Below are 21,266 nucleotides of genomic sequence, written 5' to 3'. Positions count from 1 at the left end.
GTATCAGGCGATAGCGCCCAATATTCATTTCGGCCAAGTTGGCTGCACTTGCCCTGCGGGCGTCTCCGCCGCCGGCAGCTTGCCTTGACGGATAAGCACCCTGAGCAGCGCATTGGCGACGTCCGGGTCGAACTGCGTTCCGCTGTGCCGCCGAAGCTCTTCGGCCGCCGTCTCCGTTGACAGCTTCGCCCGGTAGGACCGGTTCGTCGTCATCGCGTCGAAGGCGTCGCTGGCCGCGAGTATGCGTGCGCCGAGCGGAATATCCTCGCCTTTTAAACCTATCGGATAGCCTTTGCCGTCCATCCGTTCATGATGGTGCCGGACCATCGCAGTGACGCCGAGCTGATGCAGCCGCTTGATGCCTTTGATGATTTGGTAGCCGTCCTCCGCATGCCGCTTCATGATGTCGTATTCCACTTCGGTGAGCCGGCTTTCCTTTTTGAGGATCGACTCCGGCGTGCCGATTTTGCCGATATCGTGAATGAGTCCGGCCAAATGGACGGCCTCCGTCTCCCGCTTGGACAAACCTAGCTCTATGGCGATTTCCCGGGCGTAATCGGCCACATTCTTCGAATGGAACGCTGTATACGGGTCGCGCGCGTCGATGCTCTTGGAGAACGAGAGAATCGTGTTCATGAACAGCTCCTCGTACTCTTCGCGCTGCCGGAAGTTGCGCCGGGACACAATGACAACCCGCTGCACGAGCAAAGCGAGCATCAGCAATCCCCCCGCTCCAGCGAGACCGGACCATCCGACCCCGGTAAAATACACCCACAGTGCCGTAACCCCCGCCGAAAATGCGCCGACCAAATAAACATCAATCACGAATAAAGCAAATATGAGCACGGGAACCGCATATAACCCGAGCAGCGCCGGCGACTGGACATTCGTATTGATCCAGACCGCGGCGAGCAGGCTGACGAACATGACCAGCCACAGCCCGTAGCTGATCTTCCTCCCAAGCGACACCGGACAAAAATACGTACCGCCAAACCGAATCCCCGTATACCATAACTCCTCAGACTGTTCCACGGCATCCGTCCCGGATTCGGATTTGATCCATTCCATCTTCACTATCGCTCCCCTCCCGTCGTATGGAATGGCAAAACAGGGTAATTTGACCTACATTACCCTTAGCGTACACCCAGGTATAGGCCTTGTCAATGAATGTACCGCGACATAAGACTCAGAAACAGGTACCATATTATCCCAACACATGAAACAACCTTTCTGCCGGCATCCTAAGGAGGCAAGGCCGATTTTTACCATGCCCGAAGGAGCTGAATTGCGATGAGCATTCGAAACACCGCAAGGAAAACCAATGGAAAATCCGCAAGCAAACCCAGCAGCCGCACGGTAAAATCAAGTCCTTGGCTGCGTATTCGGACGAGTACGACGCGCAGCAGTCAGGCCGCTAGACACGCGAAAAACCCCACGGACGGCATGTCCGCGGGGTCTTTCTTCTAAGCTTGCTCTCTTCCCTGGTCAATCAAACGTTTCGCCCGCTCCTGCTCCCGGTCGCTTGGCGTAGGCACATGCTCCAGCGGATAGGCTTTTCCGAGCTGCTCCCATTTGTAGACACCCATCCGGTGGTAAGGCAGCAACTCCACTTTCTGCACGTTGCTCAGCGAACCGATGAAACGTCCAAGCTCCAGCAGGTCCGCGGCATCATCGGTGATGCCCGGGATAAGCACATGACGGATCCAGACCGGCTGTCCGCGGTCCGACAACCAGCGGGCGAACCGGAGAATTCGTTCGTTCGGCTGGCTTGTCAACGCCTGATGCTTGTCGCTGCGGATATGCTTAAGGTCGAGCAGGACCAGATCCGTTACGTCCATCAGTTCTCCCGCATGCTCTGGCTCGCAAAAGCCCGACGAGTCCAGTGCGGTATGCAAATTCCATCGTTTCTTCGCTTCCCGAAACAGCGCGGCCACAAAGGGAGCCTGAAGCGTTGGTTCGCCGCCGGTCACGGTCAATCCGCCGTTCGAGCTGCGGTAATACGGAAGAAACGGCTCGATCTCGTCCAGCACGGACGCGACCTCTACCTGACGGCCTGTGGCCGTCTCCCACGTATCGGGATTATGGCAGAAGCCGCACTGCAGGGCGCAGCCCTGCATAAAGAGCACGAAGCGGATGCCCGGCCCGTCTACCGTGCCGAACGTATCAAGCGAATGGATGCGTCCTTTCATCCAATCGACCCGTGGAACGTCCGGTTGATGACGTCAAGCTGCTGCTCCCGGGTCAGCTTGATGAAGTTGACGGCATAGCCCGATACGCGAATCGTCAGCTGCGGATATTCCTCCGGATGCTCCATCGCATCGAGCAGTTGCTCGCGGTTGAACACGTTCACGTTCAAATGGTGGCCGCCGCTTGTCGCATAGCCGTCCAGCATCGCGACGAGATTTTGTCCTCTCACGTCGGTTTCCCGGCCAAGCGCTTTCGGCACGATGGAGAACGTGTTCGAGATGCCGTCGAGGCAACAGTCCTCGTAAGGCAGCTTGGCTACCGATGCCAGCGAAGCGAGCGCGCCTTTGCGGTCGCGGCCATGCATCGGGTTTGCGCCAGGTGCGAACGGTTCGCCGGCTTTACGGCCGTCCGGCGTGCTGCCGGTCTTCTTGCCGTAGACGACGTTCGAGGTGATCGTCAGCACGGACATCGTAGGCAGCGCGTCGCGGTACGTTTTATGCTTGCGCAGCTTGTTCATAAAGGACTCGGTCAGCTCTACGGCGATCTGGTCGACCCGTTCATCGTTGTTGCCGTACTGCGGATATTCGCCCGTAATCTCGAAATCGACGGCGATTCCTTTCTCGTTGCGGATCGGCCGCACCTTGGCGTAACGGATGGCGCTCAAGCTGTCCGCCACGACGGACAAGCCCGCGATGCCGCAAGCCATCGTCCGCAAAATTTCCCGGTCGTGCAGCGCCATCTCCAGCCGCTCGTAGCTGTACTTGTCGTGCATGTAATGAATGACGTTCAGCGTGTTCATATAGAGCCTCGCGAGCCAATCCAGCATTTTGTCGTATTTGCTCATGACTTCGTCGTACGAAAGCTCACCCGACGTAATCGGCACCGTCTCCGGCCCGACCTGAATGCCAAGCTTCTCGTCGACGCCTCCGTTGATCGCGTACAGCAATGCCTTCGCGAGGTTCGCGCGCGCTCCGAAGAACTGCATCTGCTTGCCGATCCGCATGGCGGATACGCAGCAGGCAATCCCGTAGTCGTCGCCGAACTGCAGCCGCATCAAGTCGTCGTTCTCGTATTGAATCGAGCTTGTCTCGATCGATACTTTGGCACAATATTGTTTAAAGCCATCCGGCAGATCGGCCGACCACAGCACGGTCAAGTTCGGCTCGGGTGCCGGGCCGAGGTTATAGAGTGTGTGCAGGAAGCGGAAGGAGTTCTTCGTTACCCGCGTCACGCCGTTCATTCCCATGCCGCCGACCGATTCCGTCACCCAGGTCGGGTCGCCGCTGAACAGTTCGTTGTAGTCCGGTGTGCGCAAAAACTTCACGATTCGCAGCTTCATGACGAACTGATCGACCAGTTCCTGTGCTTCTTCCTCCGTCAGCGTGCCGTTTTGCAAATCCCGTTCGATGTAGATGTCAAGGAAGCTGGAGACGCGGCCCAAGCTCATCGCGGCTCCATTCTGTTCCTTAATCGCGCCGAGGTAAGCAAAATACAGCCACTGTACCGCTTCCTGCGCATTCGATGCCGGGGACGAAATGTCGTAACCGTACGACTGCGCCATCCGTTTCAGTTCGTCCAAGCTGCGGATCTGCTCGGACAGCTCTTCCCGGGCGCGGATGATGTCTTCCGTGATCGCATCGGTTTCAAGCTGAAGCAGATCGTTCTTCTTGTCCGCGATCAACCGATCCGTGCCGTAGAGCGCTACGCGACGGTAGTCGCCGATGATGCGGCCGCGGCCGTATGCGTCCGGCAGTCCGGTGATGATCCCGGCCTTCCGCGCGGTCTTCATCTCGGTCGTGTAAGCGTCGAATACGCCCTGGTTGTGCGTTTTCCGGATGTCGGTGAACAGCTGCACCAGTTCTTGCGGCAGCTCGAAGCCGTAAGCTTTGCAGGCGTCAACCACCATGCGGATGCCGCCGAACGGCTGGACGGAACGCTTGAGCGGGGCGTCGGTCTGGAGACCGACAATCCGCTCTTTCGCTTTATCAATGTACCCCGGCGCATGGGAAATAATGGAGGAGACGGTGTGGACGTCAATGTCCAGCACCCCTCCGTTTTCCCGTTCCTTGCGCATCAGTACGCTAAGCTGCTGCCAAAGATCCGTCGTCGCTTCCGTCGGTCCGGCCAGAAACTCCGAATCTCCCGTATAGGGTGAAACGTTTTGGTCGATAAAATCCTTCACGTCGATCCGATGCTGCCACTTGCCCGGCACGAACTGACGCCAAGCCTCTGATTGTTCGGGATTCAGGTTCACTTCCGCTTCTTTCAAGCTCATAGTAGGGTCTCCTCTCCAAGATGTCTTTTTTTATTCGAATTTCCCGTAGAACGCATTGCGGTAAACGTCCGCCAGCTCCGTCACGAGCGGCATCCGCGGATTGGCTGTCGTGCATTGGTCCTCGAACGCGCGGTCCGCGAGCGCATCGACCTTCGCTTCGAAGTCTGCCGCATCGAAGCCGAGATCCTGGAATCTCTCCGGAATGCCAAGCGATTGATTCAGCTTGCGCACTGCGGCGATCAGGCTGTTCACGCCTTCTTCCGTCGTCTTCGCCGGCAGGCCCAGCACTCGGGCAATCTCAGCGTAACGTTTGTCCGCGATGAAATGATTATATTTCGGGAACGATGCGAACTTGGTCGGCTTCTGCGCATTGTACCGGATGACGTGCGGCATCAGAATCGCATTCGTGCGGCCGTGCGCCGTATGGTATTCACCGCCCCATTTGTGCGCCAAGCTGTGGTTGATGCCCAAGAAGGCATTGGCGAAGGCCATACCGGCAATCGTCGACGCGTTGTGCATTTTTTCCCGGGCCAGCGGGTCGCCGGTGTGGAACGAATTTTCCAGATGCTCGAACACAAGCTGAATGGCTTTCATCGCCAGTCCGTCCGTATAATCGTTCGCCATCACCGAGACGTACGCTTCAATCGCATGCGTCAGCACGTCCATGCCCGTGTCCGCAACAGCCGTTTTCGGCAGGCTGTAAACGAATTCTGGATCAATAATCGCCACGTCCGGCGTCAGCTCGTAATCGGCGAGCGGGTACTTCGTATTGCCTTTATGATTATCGGTAATGACTGCAAAGGAAGTTACTTCCGACCCGGTACCCGAAGTCGTCGGAATCGCGACGAACTTCGCTTTCTGACCGAGGCGCGGATATTTGTACACCCGCTTGCGGATGTCGAGAAACTTCTGCTTGAGTGAATCGAAGCTCGTGTCCGGATATTCGTAGAACAGCCACATCGCTTTGGCCGCGTCCATCGGCGACCCGCCGCCCAGCGCGATAATGCAGTCCGGCTTGAATGCAGCCATGCGGTCCGTACCGCGGTCTACCGTATCGACGGAAGGGTCCGGCTCGACCTCGGAGAACACCTCGATCGCTACGGGTTGCTTCCGCTTGCGCAGATAGTACTCCAAGCGCTCCACATAGCCGAGCTTCACCATCATCGCGTCGGTAACGATCATCACTCGAGAAATGTCAGGCATTTTCTCCAAATATTGCGTTGAGCCTTTCTCGAAATATACTTTCGGCGGCACCTTGAACCACTGCATATTGACCGTCCTTTCGGCGACACGCTTCAGGTTGAGCAGGTTGACGGCCGAAACGTTGGCGGTCGTCGAGTTATGTCCATAGGAGCCGCAGCCGAGCGTCAGCGAAGGCAGGTTCGTGTTGTACATGTCTCCGATCGCCCCGTGAGTCGACGGCGCATTGACGATGACGCGTCCGGTTTGCAGTCTCGCCGCAAAAGCCTGAATGACGTCCTCGTTCTTGCAATGGATGACCGAGGAATGCCCCATGCCGCCGAAGGCGACGACTTCTGCCGCGCGCTCGATGCCTTGCGCCGCGTTTTTCACTTTGTAGCAAGCGAGCACTGGGCTCAGCTTCTCTGCAGACAGCGGGTAAGCTTCGCCTACGCCCTTCAGCTCGGCTACGAGCACCTTCGTATCGCTTGGTACCGTGATCCCAGCCATAGCTGCGATCTTAACGGCCGGTTGGCCGACGATCACCGCATTGACCGCGCATTTATCGGAGTTGATGACCAGCTTCGATACCGCTTCGGTTTCTTCGGCGTTCAGGAAGTAGCAGCCGAATTCCTTCATCAACTTTTTGGCCTGTTCGTAAATCGGCTCTTCCAGAATGACTGTTTGCTCGGAGGCGCAAATCATCCCGTTATCAAATGTCTTGGACAGAATCAGGTCCGTTACCGCCTGCGGCAGATCGGCCGTCTTCTCGATAAAGCAAGGGACGTTGCCCGGCCCTACGCCAAGCGCCGGCTTGCCTGTGCTGTAAGCCGCTTTCACCATGGAGGAGCCGCCTGTCGCAAGCACCAGCGCTACATCTGGATGATTCATCAGAAGCTGGGTTGCCTCAACGGACGGATTCTCGATCCACTGGATCGCGTGCTCCGGCGCTCCGTGCTTCACGGCCGCTTCCATCAGCGTAGAAGCAGCCGCGACGCTGGAGCGCTGCGCCGACGGATGGAACGCGAAGATGATCGGGTTACGCGTTTTGGCGGCGATCAGCGACTTGAACATCGTCGTGGACGTCGGGTTCGTGACCGGCGTAACCCCGGCGATAATCCCGACCGGCTCAGCTACCGTCTTGTAACTCTCGTAAGGATTGTTATCGATTACGCCAACTGTCTTGTTATGCTTAATGCTGTGGTAGATATATTCGGTAGCGAAAATGTTTTTGGTAATTTTGTCCTCATATACCCCGCGTCCGGTTTCTTCCACCGCCATCTTCGCGAGCACCATATGCCGATCGAGCCCGGCAAGTGCCATGTGCTGCACAATGTTGTCCACTTGAGATTGATCCAGCTTCAGATACGCTTCTTGCGCCTTTCTTGCCCGGGCTACAAGCTTGTTCACTTCCTCGAGCGCGGTTGCTTTTGCGTCGGCTTTCACTTCTTTAACGGCCATTGATGTTACCTCCAGTCGTGTCGTATAGCAATATTATAGGCGACTCCGGGCTTATTCGTCCAGAATTTGGTTGTGGAACAACGCGGCAGTCGTTGCAAATCCATGAAGTGCCTTTCGGGCCTTCGCCCTTCGTCTTGCCGCATTGCTCACAGGTGATAAGATTCATCGGCATCGTCCTTCCTCAGGCCTGAATCAAAAACTATATATTTTAAGAAAATAAACTATCAATATCGTCAAGGATCTGTTCAGCCATCGGATAAACGATGTCTTCCTCCAGATTCAGATGCTCATTCAGAATGAGGCAAGCCTGAATCAGATGCGAGCTCGTTTCGCGGATGGCTTCCCGGGTCGGCAAGGATAGCCGGTCCACCGATTCGACAAAAGAATCGATGAACGTTTCCGCGAGCTCATGATCTTTTTCCATCACCCAGAAGGACGGCATCATGGACGGACCGGAATATTTATTAAAATAATTGCAAAGTAAAGGGAACAGCTCCCGCTCCTCCCAGGTCGCATGCCGGTCCAGTTCGGTGCGGAAATCCGTAATTTCCTCCCGCAGCTGCTGGAGAAGCGCCATCGCTTCCGGAACAGTTTTCATCTTTCCGACCGATTGAGCCTTGGCTTGCACCGCGGACAGCCGGATTTTTAAGGCGTCGTGCTCTTCCTTGAGACGGTCCACCGCGTCCATAAACCGGGTCGGACGCGCGCTTTGAACGCTGGCTTCCGTTATCGTACTCATTGAAACAATCCTCCTCGTATTGGGATTGCCTTCATTGTAACCGCAATGGAAGAAATACACTGTGAAAAAAATCACTAGTCACAAAAGAGACATAATACGACAACAAATATCGACATTCGCCCGATGCGATTTCGTTATTGAAATCCGGTAAACACGGCAAAAAAGAGCTCGGTCTGTAGACCGGCCCTTTCGGATGGAACTTGGTTTCATGCGGTTGTTCTGCGGATCAGCGTTTAGCCAACTGTTCTTGGGCGAGCCGAACCATCTCGCGCACCATGCTTCCGCCGATCGGCCCGCCGATCTTGCCTGCCTGCTCGGTCGAGAGCTGGCCGTTATTTCCCGGGCTCAGTGGAATACCGAGCGTCTTGGCCACCTCATATTTCACCAAATCCGGGCGATTCGGATCGACGGCATAGCCTTCCCGGCGCATCACCTCCGACTTCAGCCGGTCCAGCGCCTGATTCGCTCCGGGCACGACCGGCGTGCGGCTGCGTCTTCTTGCCATCACAATTCCTCCTTTGCTTTCAGTTGTGGGAACGATCTCGATCTATGAGGATTTACGGAACCTTATCCACAAGCGGTACAACAAGAACAAGACCACGCCCCAAAATAGGATGCCGAGAATCGAGAACCCTCCATGCACTGGCGCGACCCCTCCTCCAAACAAGCCGAACGGGTTCAGGATGCTGCCCAGAAGCGCGCCGGCCGCAAAGCCTCCAAGGATGCCGCCCAATCCGCCCCGGGCGGGAGGCGGAACCGTTCCGGGTGCCGGAGTTGCGGGGGTTGTGCGGACATTGCCCGCGGGCGTCCTTGTGCCCGGCGCGGGCGTATATCCCCTTTGGCCGCTGGAGTAACCCCCTCGTCCCGAGCGGTAAGCCTCCGTCTGGTAACTGCCCTGGGGTCCGCCAAGCATATCGATATCTTCCTGGCTATAAGGAATCGGCAGGCTCCCCTCCTGCGCACTCACCGGGGCGGCCAACACGCATAGAAGAACGATCCATAACGAAAGCAGCAACTTTTTCATGCCACACCTCCTTCGCTTCAGGCAGCGATAGGTAAAGTATCCGTCCGAAGGATAGCGGCTATGCATGATGGGCCAAACAAAGACGCATGCAGAACGCCGTCCGCCTGGAGCGACTCGACCAAACCTAACAAATATTGTGAGTTCGAACCATGAAGAAAATGGATGTATTTGGAGTTTAATGTAGAAAAATAGCATTGTATTCGTTTTATTGAAATTTGTAGCAGTTTTACACGAAATGGATCATCCACTATGATAGCTAAAAAGGACTAAGGTTTTACAGGATAAACCTGATCCTAAGCCAAGCAAGGCAGCCGTTTCACCGCAAAACTAGATATAAAAGAAAGTAGAGGGAGTAGGAGATGCAGTACATTTTATATGTCACAACGATCGTGTTCCTTGCCTTTCAGCTGTTGTACACGGTTATTCCCTTGCTGTTCTGCAAGGTGAAGAAGCTTGACGAAAGCCTGCCCGAGAAGTCCATTTCAGTGTTGGTTCCCGCCTACAACGAAGAGCTGACGATCAAAAATTGCATCGATGCGATGAACGGCCTGAACTACCGCAATCACGAGGTGATTATCGTCAACGACGGCTCCAAGGACGATACGCTGTCGAAGCTGCATGAGCTGTTAGTTCTGGAGTCCCGGCACCGGGAGCCCGGAGGACAGCTTGTCTACAAGCCGGTCAAAGGCTTCTATCAATCTTCAAGATACCCTCATATTTTCGTTATCGACAAGCATAACGGCGGCAAAGCCGACTCGCTGAACGCGGGCATTGATTACGCCGTGTCCGACATCGTGATTACACTCGATGCGGACAGTATGCTTGAAGCCCGTTCCCTGCAGTATGTGAGTCAATATTTCCATGACCCGGACGTGATTGCCCTGGGCGGCACGGTGAAGATCGTTCAAGGCGCGGAGAAAAAGAATGGCGTCATCGTCGAGAAATTTACGGGAAAAGGAATCATCAAGAGCCAAGTCATCAACTATATCCATGGCTTCTATGTCCGGAAGCTGACGCAATCCGTCTTTAATTCCATCGTTGTGATCTCCGGCGCGTTCGGCGCATTTTACAAGGATATTCTGGTCCGGGTGAACGGCTTTCGCAGTACGGTCGGCGAAGATATCGATATTACCTTGAAGATTCACGAATATATGAAAGCCAACCGGTTGGCCAAAAAGCTCGTTTATGCGCCGGAAGCGGTATGCTATACCGAATGCCCGGAAAATATGGCCAATTTCTATAAGCAGCGGATTCGATGGCAAAAAGCGTTCATCGACTGCATCCTCCTTTATTGGTCCAAGCTCTCGCATCACTTCAGCCGGGGCGTCAGTCTGTTTTTTGCCATCGACGGATTTGTTCTCGGCACGATGACCGCCTTCACCAGTTTGATTTATATCGTTCAATTGCTGATGAGCGGTCAAAGCTTGGCGCATGCGCTGGTACTGTTCGCCATTGCGATAGCCGTCAATGCGGTGCAGATGGTCGTCGCCTTTTACTTATGCAAAAAATTTGGAAGCACATACACCATGAAAGATTACATCCGCATGTTCCTGTTCAGTCAGGCGGAGCTGCTGACGTACCGGAACGTCCTGCTGTATATCAATATTGTCGGAACGCTCAAATATTTCGACAACGAGGAAGGTTGGGGATACGTGGAGCGGAAAGGCGTCGCTTCGATTAGTTGAACCCTTGCAATTCATTGACGACAGACTCGGTAGGAGGATGTTATGGACAACCTAATGAAAAACAACCGCGTCATCTACATCGACATGCTGCGGATCATCTCCATTCTCGCCGTTATCATCCTGCATATTACCGCGGATTTGCTGACCCGGACGAATGATTTTAACTCAATATCCTGGTGGATCAGCAATGTGCTGAATTCGGTCGCCCGATTCGCGGTTCCCGTCTTTTTCATGATTAGCGGGGCCATGATCCTGCGAACCGAAGTCACCTCCTACAAGGAATTTTATAAGAAGCGCATCGTGCCGTTGGCCATCCCGCTCGTAAGCTGGTCGCTCATCTACGATGCCTACAACCAATACTTTATTCTGAAGAGCAACTTGACGATCGTGGAGTTTTTTACCGATTTCGTCTATCGGCTCATCGTCGACCGCAATTACATACACCTATGGTTCCTGTACGCAATCATCGCCATCTATGTCACGGTGCCCTTGGTCGGCCGGCTCGTCAAAGCTTGCTCGGAAAAGGAACTGCGTTATTATTTGGCCCTCTGGTTCGCGATAAGCATCGTCTACCGTTTCGTATCGGATATGGTGTTCCGGATCGCCTCCGAAAGCATCTATGTCCCGATCCTGAACATTCCTTTGTTTATGGGATATCTCGGGTATTTCATTCTCGGATACTATCTGTTCCATTACGAGCTGCCTGCGAAGGTGAAGTCGCTGCTGTTTAACATCGGAGTCATCTCTTTTTTCGTGATGCCGGTTGCGACTTATTTTGCCTCCTTCTATAGCGGGGTACTGGACGAAATGTTCTACGGCAATTATTCGATGACGACCTTTTTCATGGCGGTCGGGCTGTTTCTATACTTTCAAGAGAAGAACGCGGTGTTGGGCGAAAAGCTGAATTACAAGCTTCAGAGGCTGATCGGCTCCGTAGCCAAGGCGAGCTTCAGTATTTACTTGATCCATCTTTTAGTGGAGCTGATGATTTCCCGAAGGGTGGAAAGCGAAGGGGCCGCCCCGGAAACCGTCTTCACGCTGCTGCTCAATCTGGGCATGGTGTTCGTCATCAGCTACATCGTCGTAAAAATACTGAATCTCAATAATTTCGTGACGCGTATACTATTCGGCGGAAGAGGCTAATGCCCATGAAAATCAGCATCTACACCAAGATCTTTATCGTCCTGCTGATCGTAGGAATGGGAGTATATTTCTACGCCCGGCAGCAAACAAACGATCATAAAATCACTTCGGTCTATATCGTTCCGAGCGGCGGCGGCATCGATCGGATCAACCTTTCGAATCCGCGTGCCGATATCGCTTTTATCGCTTTTGCAAAGATCGATAAAAACCGGCTTTATTTCCACACCGACCCTGCCGCCGATGCGGGAATCAAAGAGAACATCAAGACGCTCCGAGCGAATAACCGCCAAACGAATCTTGTGCTGGGCGTAGGCGGCTATGGGGCTGACGGCTTCTCGGACGCGAGTCTGGCGGAGAACCGCGGACCCTTTACGGACAATATCGTGGCTCTGGTGAAAGAGTTGGACCTGGACGGCATCGACATCGACTGGGAGTACCCGGCTTCGGATGCATGGAATACGCAGAAATCCCGGCCCGAGGATACGCAAAACTTCACTTCTCTCATGAAGGAGCTTCGGGAGAAGCTGAACCGGCTGCCGCATAAGAAACAAAAAAAATATTTGCTGACCTTTGCTTCGGGGACCCAAGATTGGTATTTCCGGAATGTCGAAGTCAAGAAGGTCGAGAAATATGTCGATTTCATCAATGTCATGAGCTATGACCTAACCGGCCGATGGTCGCAGACGACGGGCTTCAACTCCAATCTGTACGCCGATGCGGGCAGCAAAACAGCGCATAGCGTCGATGCCGTCATCACGAAGTATCTGGAGCACGGGATTGATCCACGGAAGCTCCTAATGGGCATTCCGGCTTATTCCTACGGCTGGGAAGAGGTCAAGAGCGAAGGCGACGGATTATTTGCGGAGGGCAAGCCGATCGATATCAACAAGGTGGACTTAAGCTACAGAACGCTCGAAGCGAAGTATATCGGCATGAACGGATTCAAGCGTTACTATGACGATCACGCCAAGGCCGCTTACCTGTACGACGGCCAGACGTTCATTTCATACGAGGACAAGGAAGCTTTGAAGGCCAAAATTGATTACATTCAGCAAAAGGATTTGGGCGGAGCCATGGTGTGGGAATATTCCCAGGATGCGGAGCACGGATTGGTCAAGTTTTTGTCGGAGCAGCTGCATAAGTAGAGGAGATCGGCAAGCGCACCTTACCGCAAATACGATAAGGTGCGCATTAATAAAACCGATTTATTCGGAGTAATCTTTTTGAAAAAAAAGCAAAAGCAAATAAACAAAAAAAATGAAGAGGAGCGTCAAAAATGTAAAATAAGTAAGTTGATATCCATATCCGGTAGAAATAAATCCGATGACTAAAATCGCCCCACTACAGATAAGGCTTCCGAGAATATTTCGATTGATCGCAGTCCACTTCATACTTCTCGGCATATGACTGGAGATGAAAGTGAAGCCTCCATTTTTCTTTTTGATAATCCATGCTATTCCTAGTCCAAGAGGGAACGTAACCACCTGCAGCATGAACGTTCGATCCCCTGTTATATCGTGATAATCTTCCAAAAAATAACCATACCCAAATTTAAAGAAAAGTATAACTAGATTTTGAAGCAATAAGTACATGGAATATCCAAAACATAACATAATCGAAGCATCGAACCAACGAATTCGATAAACGAACTTTAAGTATATGTACATGACAATTAATTGAAACAACATGTCAAATACTGGTTGCATAAGAACCATTCGCGCCCACAAAGAGAATACAGCAAGAACGAGCCCTAAACCGGTGACGGCCAAAAGACGATAGGATTGTCGATAACGGAAAGATACCATTACCAGAACAAATATCGTAACCGTCTCTAGTGTGGAAAGTGCTATGGAAATGGCTAGTTCCACGTATTGTCCTCCCTTATAAAATTTTCAAGAGCTGCATACTCCTATAAAAATCTCTAGCCCCTTTACCATTAGTCTGATTGTCGCCTCCCTCCAATCTTTAAGACGGATTTCCGTTCCAAATGTTACGCAAAATTTGCAAATCTTCGAGCGCCGCTTCATACAATGCTTCCCGGTCTTCATTTACGTGGATTCCCTCGGTGAATTCCAGCGTAAACGAGCCGCGAAAACCCATGCGTCTCATCAAAGCCAGCCGGTCTTTAACGAGCTCTGGCCGCCGATTTACCCGGATGAAATGGTTGTCCTCGTCACGAAGCTGCACGTGTGCATGAGTAATCGCGGACCCCAGCCTTTTGAACCAATCTTCGAGTTCTCCCAAGCAGCAAAACGGATGCACGATCGCTTGGAACGACCTGTCCCCGAAGCGGCGCAGTATTTCCGCCGCGGCATCGGGATGCTCCGCGAGCGTCCCCGGATGACACTCGCACAATATTCGGCAGTCTGCGGGCAGTTGCTCCGCCCAGCGCTTGACGTTGGCTATGTAAACTGGAAGCTGGGCCGGGTCGGCACCGAGATTGAATTTCACCGCCGGCGCACGCAGCCGTTTCACCAGAGCCGCAGCCTCCTCACGCTTCCTCTCCGCCTCATCGCCATCCTCGAATCCGATATACGAATTGACGATCGTTACGTAACTCGAAGCCTCCAGTGCCGATTGCTCCCGTTCGTCCGCCAGAAGCGCATGATTTTCCCACAGCTCCATTCCGTCGAAGCCGTCTTCTTGAAACCGCCGCTGCCAATCGCTGACCGCATAGGACGGCTGGCGCTCCGCTGCCCACCGGTTCCGTTCCAACAAAATCGTGCCGATACACAGCTTGTTCTCGTAAGACTTTGCCATCTGAGCAGTCCCTCCCACATCAAATTATTTTCGAGGAAGCATAGCCCACGCCGAAGCTTTCGTCAAGAACGCTATCCCCCGCTGCCGGGAAATAACGGACCGGTTGGAATACGCAATCCTGAAGCTCGCCTGCAAAAAAAAGAGACCGCGCCCTATGACGCGTATCTCTTCTACGGTATACCTGCGTTTTTACGATCCGCTAAAAACAGATGCTCCAGCTTGTAGAATCGAAGGGCGTTGCCGCCAAAAACGGCTTCCCTCTCCGATTCGCCGAGCCCATCAGGAAGCGCGCAGTCCAGCAGTTCCACGACCTGATCGTAGCTTGCCGCCAGCAGGCAGACCGGCCAATCGCTGCCGAACATGACCCGGTCGGTGCCAAAAACGGACACCACATGCCTCACATACCGGACGATCTGCTCCGGCTTCCAATTCTGGTGGTCAGCCTCCGTGACTATCCCCGACAGTTTGCAGTACAGCCGCGGATTGGACGCCGCAGCCTCCGCCAATTGAGCGCTCCAAGGCTCCCATTCGCCTGCGGCAATTTGCGGCTTCGCGATATGGTCGATCACCGCCCGCAAATTCGGGGTCTGTTCCAGCAGCTTGAGCACCGCCGGCAGTTGATGCGATTTCAACAGCAGGTCCACCGGAAAATCTTCCTCGGCAAAAAATCGCATCGCCTCGACGATATGCGGACGGAGCATGTCTTCCGCCCGCTCCATCTCTTGAATCATGGTCCGAAAACCGACGAACGCCGGATGCCGCTTAAACTTCCGGTACTGCTCCCGGTAATCCGGGCGTTCCAGATCGATCCAGCCGACAACCCCTGCGATGCGTTCGGATTGCCCGGCCAGCTCCAGCATATAGTCCGTATCCGACAGTGTAGGCGCCGCTTGAACGACAATCGTCCGGTCGATCCGGTTCGCTGCCAAATGAGCCTCCAAATCGCGCGGCTCGTAATCCCGGTATAACACGCTCATCTCCGGTGTAATCCAACTATAGTCTCCTCGTTCCAGCTTCCAGTAATGCTGGTGCGCATCGATTCTCATCTTAGTTCCTCCTTAAGCATGCCGCCATCTATCCGCAGTGCATCGCGCTTATTCTCGTTTCCATTTTATATGCGGTGCAGCGCCGGATCGGGCTCGACGACCGCCACCTTCATCCCCCCGTGCTACCTTAGCTTTTGGTACATGCCGAATCCGGCGGCTCCCAAACCCGCCAACAGCGCTTTCATAGGCTGACGAACTTCCGCTTCTGTGATTCGTCGCGAAACACCCGCTAAATTGATTCCCATTCTAACGCAACGTTTTTTAAATGTATAGATCAAGTTCCGACAAAGCCGCGCAATAATGAACAAGGGGTTGATGGCTCCGCTGAAAAACAAGCAGTTTAGACATACATTTATATTCCCTTGCAGATGCTGTATACTCTAGTTGGAACGACAAAAGTAAAGTAATGCTTTGGGGCACCATAAAATAAACGCGGCAGTGTAAACGAAATGGAGAGAAGATCAAGTGCAACCATTCCTTATCGAGCCTGCGGCTTATACCGCTTTTAGCGACGAGACGGCACTCATTGAGCAATGCAAAGAATGGAATTTGCTTTCGGAGAAAGCATCCAAAGCCAAAACCTTTTTCTACAAGAGAAACGGACGAATGCTGGCCTGCCGGTTGATCGGCTATGTCGATAAAATGACTGCTGTCATCGAATTGGAAGACAAGCGGCTGCACTGCATCCACCCGTCCTACCTGAAGGAGATGCAGGCTTCAACTTACGGGCAGAAGTCTGCCATCGGTGCAGAGGATGCGGCGGAACCGGCGAGTGCCGTTCCAGCGGTTACGGCAACCGAAACATCGTTAGAGCCTCCTGCGAAGGAAACCCCAGAGCTTGAAGCCCCCGAAGCTAAGAAGCCTCAGGCCGAAGAGCCAGGGATCGCAGAACAGCCGACAAAGGGGAAGAGCAAGAAAGAAAAAGCGCCAAAGCTGCAGCTTCCGGAAGAAAAAGTTAAAATGACCGCCACTGTAAAACAATTTACAACCGTGCCGAACAATTTCTCCGACAATGACGATGAAGTGATTATTTATGAGGCGGTTTCCATCACCGAGCCGGCGACCGAAATCGGCGAAGCCTGGTCCAGCAATAGCGCTACGATGAAGAAGCTGGAACTTGATATCGGCGACACGATTACCTTTGAGGCTAAGATCGTAGCCAAGAAGCTCACGCGGCATCCCGTGCCGTATAAAATCAACAATCCGTCTAAAATTCAAAAACAAGAATCTTGACAAGTCCAAGAGACTGTCCTAAAATTCTCGATTTCACGCATAAAAAATACCCTTCATCCCCCTTTACGGGTGGATTTGAAGGGTATTTTTTCAATAGCTGGGACTCCCTTATCCATGCGAACACTCTTGGGGAAGTCCGCATCCTACCCTCCCGGCCGCAAGCGACCGTCACGGGTAAACCACAGCTTGTAGCTGATCAGCCCTAGCAGCATTCCCGTGATCGCCGCCGAGGAGGAAAGCACAAACATGATCAAAATCTGGTACCGCACCGCTTCGACCGGATTGGCTCCCGCCACGATCATCCCGGTCATCATGCCCGGCAGCTGAACGAGGCCGACCGTCTTCATCCCGTCGATCGTCGGGATCATGCTGGACTTGATCGATCGCTTGAGCGACTGTTGAATCGCCTGCCGCAGCGTCGCGCCGAGCGCCAGCAAGGCTTCGATCTCGCCGCGGGAGGACTCCAGCTCCCGCTTCATCTGGTTCAGCAGCAAGCCCGAGACGATCATCGCGCTGCCGATCGTAATTCCGCTAATCGGGATGATGTACTGCGGCGTGGGCTGAATAATACCGAAGCCGAGCAGCATCGTCATCGTGATCGCTTCCGTTGTCGTAATCGCGACGGCGATGCGCAGCCGGATGCCAGCGACGCCCTTGGCACGCTGCCCGGCGTTCCACGAAGCGACCGAAATCATCACGCCGACGATCAGCACCATGAACCAGGGATTGTCTGTATGGAAAACGAACTGGAGCACATATCCGACGAGCAGCAGCTGCACCGCGGAGCGGATGGTGCCGACCGCTACGTCTTTTTCGAGCCCCAACTTCTGCCAGACGGAGACGAGCATGGTCACGACGACGAACACCAGCGTGCTGATTAGCGCCAGGTCGGACATTCCGCACACTCCTTCCCCGGGGCGGCCGCAACGGATAACGCCGCCGCGAACCGGCGGCCGTGCTCCGTGTCCGGAGCATGAAAGAAGTCCTGCGTTTCCCGGTTCTCCAGCAGCGTTCCCTCAGCCATAAACCATACGCGCCGGCTGACACTGCGCGCCTGCCCCAGATCGTGCGTCACCCACAACTGCGCAGTTCCTTCACGCTCGTTCCATTCCCGCAAGAGCCGCTCGGCTGCCGTCCGGCTATGTGGGTCCAAGGATGCGGTAACTTCGTCGAGCAGCAGAACGTCCGGCCGAAGCAGCAGCGAGCGGACCAGCGCGAGCCGCTGCTTTTCGCCGCCGGACAGTTCGCCCGCAGGCTTGCTCCAAGCCATCCCGCCGAGGCCAAGTGCTTCCATGCAGCGGGCGGCGAGCGCACGGTCGAACGGGCGGCGGTGCAGGCGGCTGACCGTGCACAGATTGTCCTCCACGGTTCCCGGCAGCATGACGGCCTGCTGAGCGACGTAAGCTACCTTCGTCCGCCACTCCTGCGGCTTCCATGCGGAAGCCGGCTTGCCGCCCAGCCGCAGCTCCCCCTCGTCTGCGGCGTCCAGCCACGCGAGGATGCGCAGCAGCGTGCTCTTGCCCTGGCCGGAAGCGCCGAGCAGTGCGACCATGCCGCCTTCCTCCAGTTCAGCCGTCATGCCGCTGAATAACACAGAGCTTCCTTCACCGCCACGCCGCTGGTATTTCGCAAGCTTTTCCATCGATAACACGGATGCCAATCGCCGAGCGCCCCCTTTTCTCAAAAAGCTTATTCATACCATGGATTCAAATGGATGAGCACCTCATCGACATCAGCATGCCGCTCCATAATCGCCCGCTTAATTTGCCGGGAAATATCGTGCCCTTCTTGAACCGTAAGATTGCCCGGAATGCTGACCCGCAGATCGACCAAAATGTAATGCCCATGCTCTCGCGCCCGAAGCCGGTCGATCCGCTTCACCTGCGGAATCGTTTGGATGAGCGCCGCGTATTCGTCCAGCTTCTCCGGCTTCACCGCTTTTTCCATCAGCACGTCAAACGATTCCTGCCCCATCGAGTAAGCCAGCTTCAGAACGAGTATAGAAACGATAATACCCGCGAGCGGGTCGCCGTAGGCCAAGTACGGGATGCTCCAAGCCTCGCCGAGCATCGCAAGCGCGATGCCTACGACGGCCGCGAGCGATGCGTACACGTCAGCCAGATGGTCGTAAGCCGTGGCGATCAGCCCTTTGCTGTTCGTCCGTCTTCCGATCCGAATCGTGTACATATACAAAGCCTGCTTCCAGACCAAAGAAACCAAGGCCGCGGCCAGCGCCAGTATGCTGGCTTCCGCCGGTTCCTGGAACAGCGCGGCAGCGGCATGATAGCCGATGTACAAGGCGGCGATCGCCAGTACGACGGCTACGAAGGCGGAGCCAAGCACCTCGGCTTTGCCGTGTCCGTACGGATGGTCCTCGTCCGCCGGACGCATGGAAATCCGCATCGAGCTTAATGCCGCGGCCGTCGCGATGACATCGCCGGCATTGTGTACGCCGTCCGCAAGCAGCACTTGGCTGCCGGATAAAAATCCGACGGTCAGCTTGAGCAGCGTCAGAATGATATTGCTGACCAGACTGATCCATACGGCCGTAATGGAAGCATTGTTCCCTTTACTCATCATTTATGACCCCCGCCAGAACTTTTTCCCATAGGAAACAAAAAACCCCTGGCCGTCCGGCCAAGGGTTGGAAAAGCTTTTTTTATGACAAAAATCAGTCCTATGCAAAATCATAACCATCACCACGCTCAAAAATAACATTCGATCATTATAACACGAAATCCGGAAGGTTGCAAAGCCGCTGCTCATCTGCCGGCCGAAGGCTGCTGTTTGTTCGTTCCTTCAGCCCCTCGCGTCGTCCCGCCGAATTCTTCCTGATACGTATAAAGCACCTGCTCCCGTATCGGACGTCCGCCGAGCAAATGCTCCTTCACCAGCTCCCGGCCCAGCTCGGGGGTCATTTCTTTGTACCAGACGCCCTCCGGATAGACGATGACGATACAAGCGTCTTCGCACCGTCCGTTGCACCGTGTTCTTGTCGTGTGAACGATCGCATCGGCCTGCTGCTGGGCAATCTCCTCCCGGATCGCCTGAGTTACCTCCTCGCCTTGCTTCCTCATACAGCTCCCGCCGTTGCAGATAAGCACATGGTGGCGTGTACCGGACAAATTCCATGTTGCCATTATTCCCGCCTCCTCCGTTTCGAAAAAAAAGAAAAGGAGCATTTCAACCCTGTCGGTTAGAAATACTCCCTGTCAGACTCGTATCTGCATGCCCGAATGCTCTGTCTGTAAGACAGCAGCCCGTGCAGCGGCATATCCGTTCTTCGTATCCTAACACCCCCTATGCTCCGTAGGGCTCAGCCGTGTTATCGGATCAGGCAGGTATCCTGGCTTAGGGCATCCCGCTCGGCGCCTTCCCGAAGACGTGTCTCCAGTGGCATGCTGCCGAACGATAGCTTGATTCAAGCGCCCTTTACAGTGGCGGGACCGCGACGGATTTGCACTCGTCTTCCCTTTTAAGCTTCGGACGAGGCCCGAAGCACCTAATTCCCGGTATTCGGTTGTTATGAACCTAACGATACCCGAGGGGAGGATGCATTGTCAATATGTTCCTGTCCCTAACCTGGCGCGTCCTACCGCGTTTCGCGGTGCAGGGCAACCTTCTTGAGCCGGGGGGGCAGTATTTGCTAAGCTCGAGCCGTCCCCGATGAGTTTAGCGCCGCTTCCAGCTGCTCCGTCGACACGTTCGGCAGCCTGTCGGACAGCAGGCTCCAATCCCCGGCCATTTCCTCATCCGTGAGCAGGCACGCATCCAGTTCGGCCGTGATCCGCCGCTTATCCGGCGCGATCCCGATCAAGACCAGCTTCGTTGTCCGGTCTCCGAAGACGGGGTCCCAATGCTGCGCCAGCTCTGGCTCCTCGGCCAGTATGGCCTGACGCTCCGCTTCCGGGAGCGCGGCCACCCAGTAACCGGCCGGGCCGAATTGAATCGAAGGGCCAGCCTGACTCAAGCTTTGCGCAAGCACGTTGCGACTCGCCAGCCACACCGTTCCCTTCGCGCGGACGATGGCCTCCGGCCAGTCGGACATCCATGCCGTAAGCCGTTCGGGATGGAACGGACGGCGGCGCTCATATACGAACGAGGAGATGCCGTACTCTTCCGTCTCCGGCGTATGATGGTCGTTCATCAGCTCCTGCATCCAGCCCGCCGAGGTGCTCGCGGCGTCAAAGTCGAACAAGCCGGTGTTTAGAACTCAAACTTCGCAGAGTAAAATTGGCCATGGACCCTTGATAAATAAAGCTGCATCAGGATAAAGATCTATCCCTTGCAAAAATAGAAAAACACCGCTTTTGTTTGGTATAGTGATTGTGTCGAGCAACCCATACCATACAGAAGAGGTGTCCTCTATATGATAAAGCAAAAAGAGTCGTGCAATCAACTACCAAAAGAAATTAAACCGGCTTTCCAAGAATTGAACGTCCTCAAGCATTTAAAAGACGCAAAAATCAACAAGAAATTTGGATTTACGGCGGCATACCTTTTTCAGCTTGTTTTCGTGCTTTTGTTTCATCAG

Annotated in this window: 19 protein-coding genes, 2 pseudogenes and 1 riboswitch; of the genes and pseudogenes, 6 read left to right on the top strand and 15 right to left on the bottom strand. The window is 54.4% G+C overall.

The window, feature by feature from the left end:
- Positions 1-24: 24 nt before the first annotated feature.
- Positions 25-1,068 carry an HD-GYP domain-containing protein gene (locus BLO51_RS25430; RefSeq protein WP_143006991.1) on the bottom strand — a complete coding sequence of 348 codons (1,044 nt, stop codon included), beginning with the start codon at positions 1,066-1,068 and terminating at the stop codon, positions 25-27.
- Between the two features lie 170 nt (positions 1,069-1,238).
- Between BLO51_RS25430 and BLO51_RS30605 the strand changes: the two genes are divergently transcribed.
- Positions 1,239-1,418 carry a DUF6254 family protein gene (locus BLO51_RS30605; protein WP_425415835.1) on the top strand — a complete coding sequence of 60 codons (180 nt, stop codon included), beginning with the start codon at positions 1,239-1,241 and terminating at the stop codon, positions 1,416-1,418.
- Positions 1,419-1,463: 45 nt separating this feature from the next.
- Here the strand turns inward: BLO51_RS30605 and pflA are convergent, their stop codons facing one another.
- The 6 genes from pflA to BLO51_RS25400 form a co-directional block, all read right to left on the bottom strand.
- Positions 1,464-2,189 (bottom strand): pyruvate formate-lyase-activating protein, encoded by a 726-nt coding sequence (gene pflA, locus BLO51_RS25425; RefSeq protein ID WP_090676297.1) that lies wholly within the window; start codon positions 2,187-2,189, stop codon positions 1,464-1,466.
- Positions 2,186-4,462 carry a formate C-acetyltransferase gene (gene pflB / locus BLO51_RS25420; RefSeq protein WP_090676295.1) on the bottom strand — a complete coding sequence of 759 codons (2,277 nt, stop codon included), beginning with the start codon at positions 4,460-4,462 and terminating at the stop codon, positions 2,186-2,188. Before pflB ends, pflA begins: the two co-directional genes overlap by 4 nt.
- A 30-nt stretch (positions 4,463-4,492) precedes the next feature.
- Positions 4,493-7,117: a bifunctional acetaldehyde-CoA/alcohol dehydrogenase gene (gene adhE, locus BLO51_RS25415; protein ID WP_281180428.1), complete on the bottom strand. Its 2,625-nt coding sequence runs from the start codon at positions 7,115-7,117 to the stop codon at positions 4,493-4,495.
- Positions 7,118-7,310: 193 nt separating this feature from the next.
- Positions 7,311-7,841, bottom strand: a complete 531-nt coding sequence (locus BLO51_RS25410) for a hemerythrin domain-containing protein (protein WP_090676292.1) — start codon at positions 7,839-7,841, stop codon at positions 7,311-7,313.
- 226 nt (positions 7,842-8,067) lie between these two features.
- A complete protein-coding gene (locus BLO51_RS25405; RefSeq protein ID WP_054977745.1) occupies positions 8,068-8,346 on the bottom strand; it encodes an alpha/beta-type small acid-soluble spore protein in 279 nt (92 codons plus the stop codon).
- A 42-nt stretch (positions 8,347-8,388) separates the two neighbouring features.
- Positions 8,389-8,865 carry a hypothetical protein gene (locus tag BLO51_RS25400; protein ID WP_090676290.1) on the bottom strand — a complete coding sequence of 159 codons (477 nt, stop codon included), beginning with the start codon at positions 8,863-8,865 and terminating at the stop codon, positions 8,389-8,391.
- Positions 8,866-9,224: 359 nt separating this feature from the next.
- Here BLO51_RS25400 and BLO51_RS25395 point away from each other — a divergent pair, with 359 nt between their 5' ends.
- From BLO51_RS25395 to BLO51_RS25385, 3 genes are read left to right on the top strand one after another with little or no spacing between them, the layout of a single operon-like run.
- The gene (locus BLO51_RS25395; protein ID WP_090676288.1) at positions 9,225-10,550 is read left to right on the top strand and encodes a glycosyltransferase family 2 protein; all 1,326 of its coding nucleotides are present in this window, start codon (positions 9,225-9,227) and stop codon (positions 10,548-10,550) included.
- A gap of 42 nt (positions 10,551-10,592) precedes the next feature.
- Positions 10,593-11,693 (top strand): acyltransferase, encoded by a 1,101-nt coding sequence (locus BLO51_RS25390; RefSeq protein ID WP_090676287.1) that lies wholly within the window; start codon positions 10,593-10,595, stop codon positions 11,691-11,693.
- 5 nt (positions 11,694-11,698) lie between these two features.
- A complete protein-coding gene (locus BLO51_RS25385) occupies positions 11,699-12,838 on the top strand; it encodes a glycoside hydrolase family 18 protein (protein WP_090676285.1) in 1,140 nt (379 codons plus the stop codon).
- A gap of 60 nt (positions 12,839-12,898) precedes the next feature.
- Here BLO51_RS25385 and BLO51_RS25380 read toward each other — a convergent pair whose 3' ends face one another.
- The 3 genes from BLO51_RS25380 to BLO51_RS25370 all read right to left on the bottom strand — a co-directional run bounded on the left by BLO51_RS25380 (position 12,899) and on the right by BLO51_RS25370 (position 15,499).
- Positions 12,899-13,561, bottom strand: coding sequence for a hypothetical protein (locus BLO51_RS25380; RefSeq protein ID WP_090676284.1), 663 nt, complete (start codon positions 13,559-13,561; stop codon positions 12,899-12,901).
- Between the two features lie 97 nt (positions 13,562-13,658).
- Positions 13,659-14,453, bottom strand: a complete 795-nt coding sequence (locus BLO51_RS25375; protein WP_090676282.1) for a sugar phosphate isomerase/epimerase family protein — start codon at positions 14,451-14,453, stop codon at positions 13,659-13,661.
- Positions 14,454-14,623: 170 nt separating this feature from the next.
- Positions 14,624-15,499: an amidohydrolase family protein gene (locus tag BLO51_RS25370; RefSeq protein ID WP_090676279.1), complete on the bottom strand. Its 876-nt coding sequence runs from the start codon at positions 15,497-15,499 to the stop codon at positions 14,624-14,626.
- 465 nt (positions 15,500-15,964) lie between these two features.
- Between BLO51_RS25370 and BLO51_RS25360 the strand changes: the two genes are divergently transcribed.
- Positions 15,965-16,732: a hypothetical protein gene (locus tag BLO51_RS25360; RefSeq protein WP_090676277.1), complete on the top strand. Its 768-nt coding sequence runs from the start codon at positions 15,965-15,967 to the stop codon at positions 16,730-16,732.
- A 143-nt stretch (positions 16,733-16,875) separates the two neighbouring features.
- Here the strand turns inward: BLO51_RS25360 and BLO51_RS25355 are convergent, their stop codons facing one another.
- The 5 genes and pseudogenes from BLO51_RS25355 to BLO51_RS25335 form a co-directional block, all read right to left on the bottom strand.
- A complete protein-coding gene (locus BLO51_RS25355; RefSeq protein ID WP_090676275.1) occupies positions 16,876-17,628 on the bottom strand; it encodes an ABC transporter permease in 753 nt (250 codons plus the stop codon).
- On the bottom strand, positions 17,610-18,392 hold the full coding sequence (locus BLO51_RS25350) for an ABC transporter ATP-binding protein (RefSeq protein ID WP_167670332.1): 783 nt from the start codon (positions 18,390-18,392) through the stop codon (positions 17,610-17,612). Before BLO51_RS25350 ends, BLO51_RS25355 begins: the two co-directional genes overlap by 19 nt.
- Positions 18,393-18,421: 29 nt before the next feature.
- On the bottom strand, positions 18,422-19,309 hold the full coding sequence (locus tag BLO51_RS25345; RefSeq protein ID WP_090676273.1) for a cation diffusion facilitator family transporter: 888 nt from the start codon (positions 19,307-19,309) through the stop codon (positions 18,422-18,424).
- A 185-nt stretch (positions 19,310-19,494) separates the two neighbouring features.
- A complete protein-coding gene (locus BLO51_RS25340) occupies positions 19,495-19,872 on the bottom strand; it encodes a (2Fe-2S) ferredoxin domain-containing protein (protein WP_090676272.1) in 378 nt (125 codons plus the stop codon).
- A gap of 179 nt (positions 19,873-20,051) precedes the next feature.
- Positions 20,052-20,253, bottom strand: a riboswitch (cobalamin riboswitch).
- A gap of 125 nt (positions 20,254-20,378) precedes the next feature.
- A pseudogene (locus BLO51_RS25335) lies at positions 20,379-20,945 on the bottom strand (CobW family GTP-binding protein); the annotation flags it as partial.
- Positions 20,946-21,101: 156 nt separating this feature from the next.
- Between BLO51_RS25335 and BLO51_RS30600 the strand changes: the two are divergent.
- Positions 21,102-21,266 (top strand): annotated as a pseudogene (locus BLO51_RS30600) (IS4 family transposase); the annotation flags it as partial.

Origin of the sequence: Paenibacillus tianmuensis, assembly GCF_900100345.1 — a bacterium.
Classification (GTDB): Bacteria; Bacillota; Bacilli; order Paenibacillales; family NBRC-103111; genus Paenibacillus_G; species Paenibacillus_G tianmuensis.
This window is presented reverse-complemented; position numbering and strand designations above follow the sequence as displayed.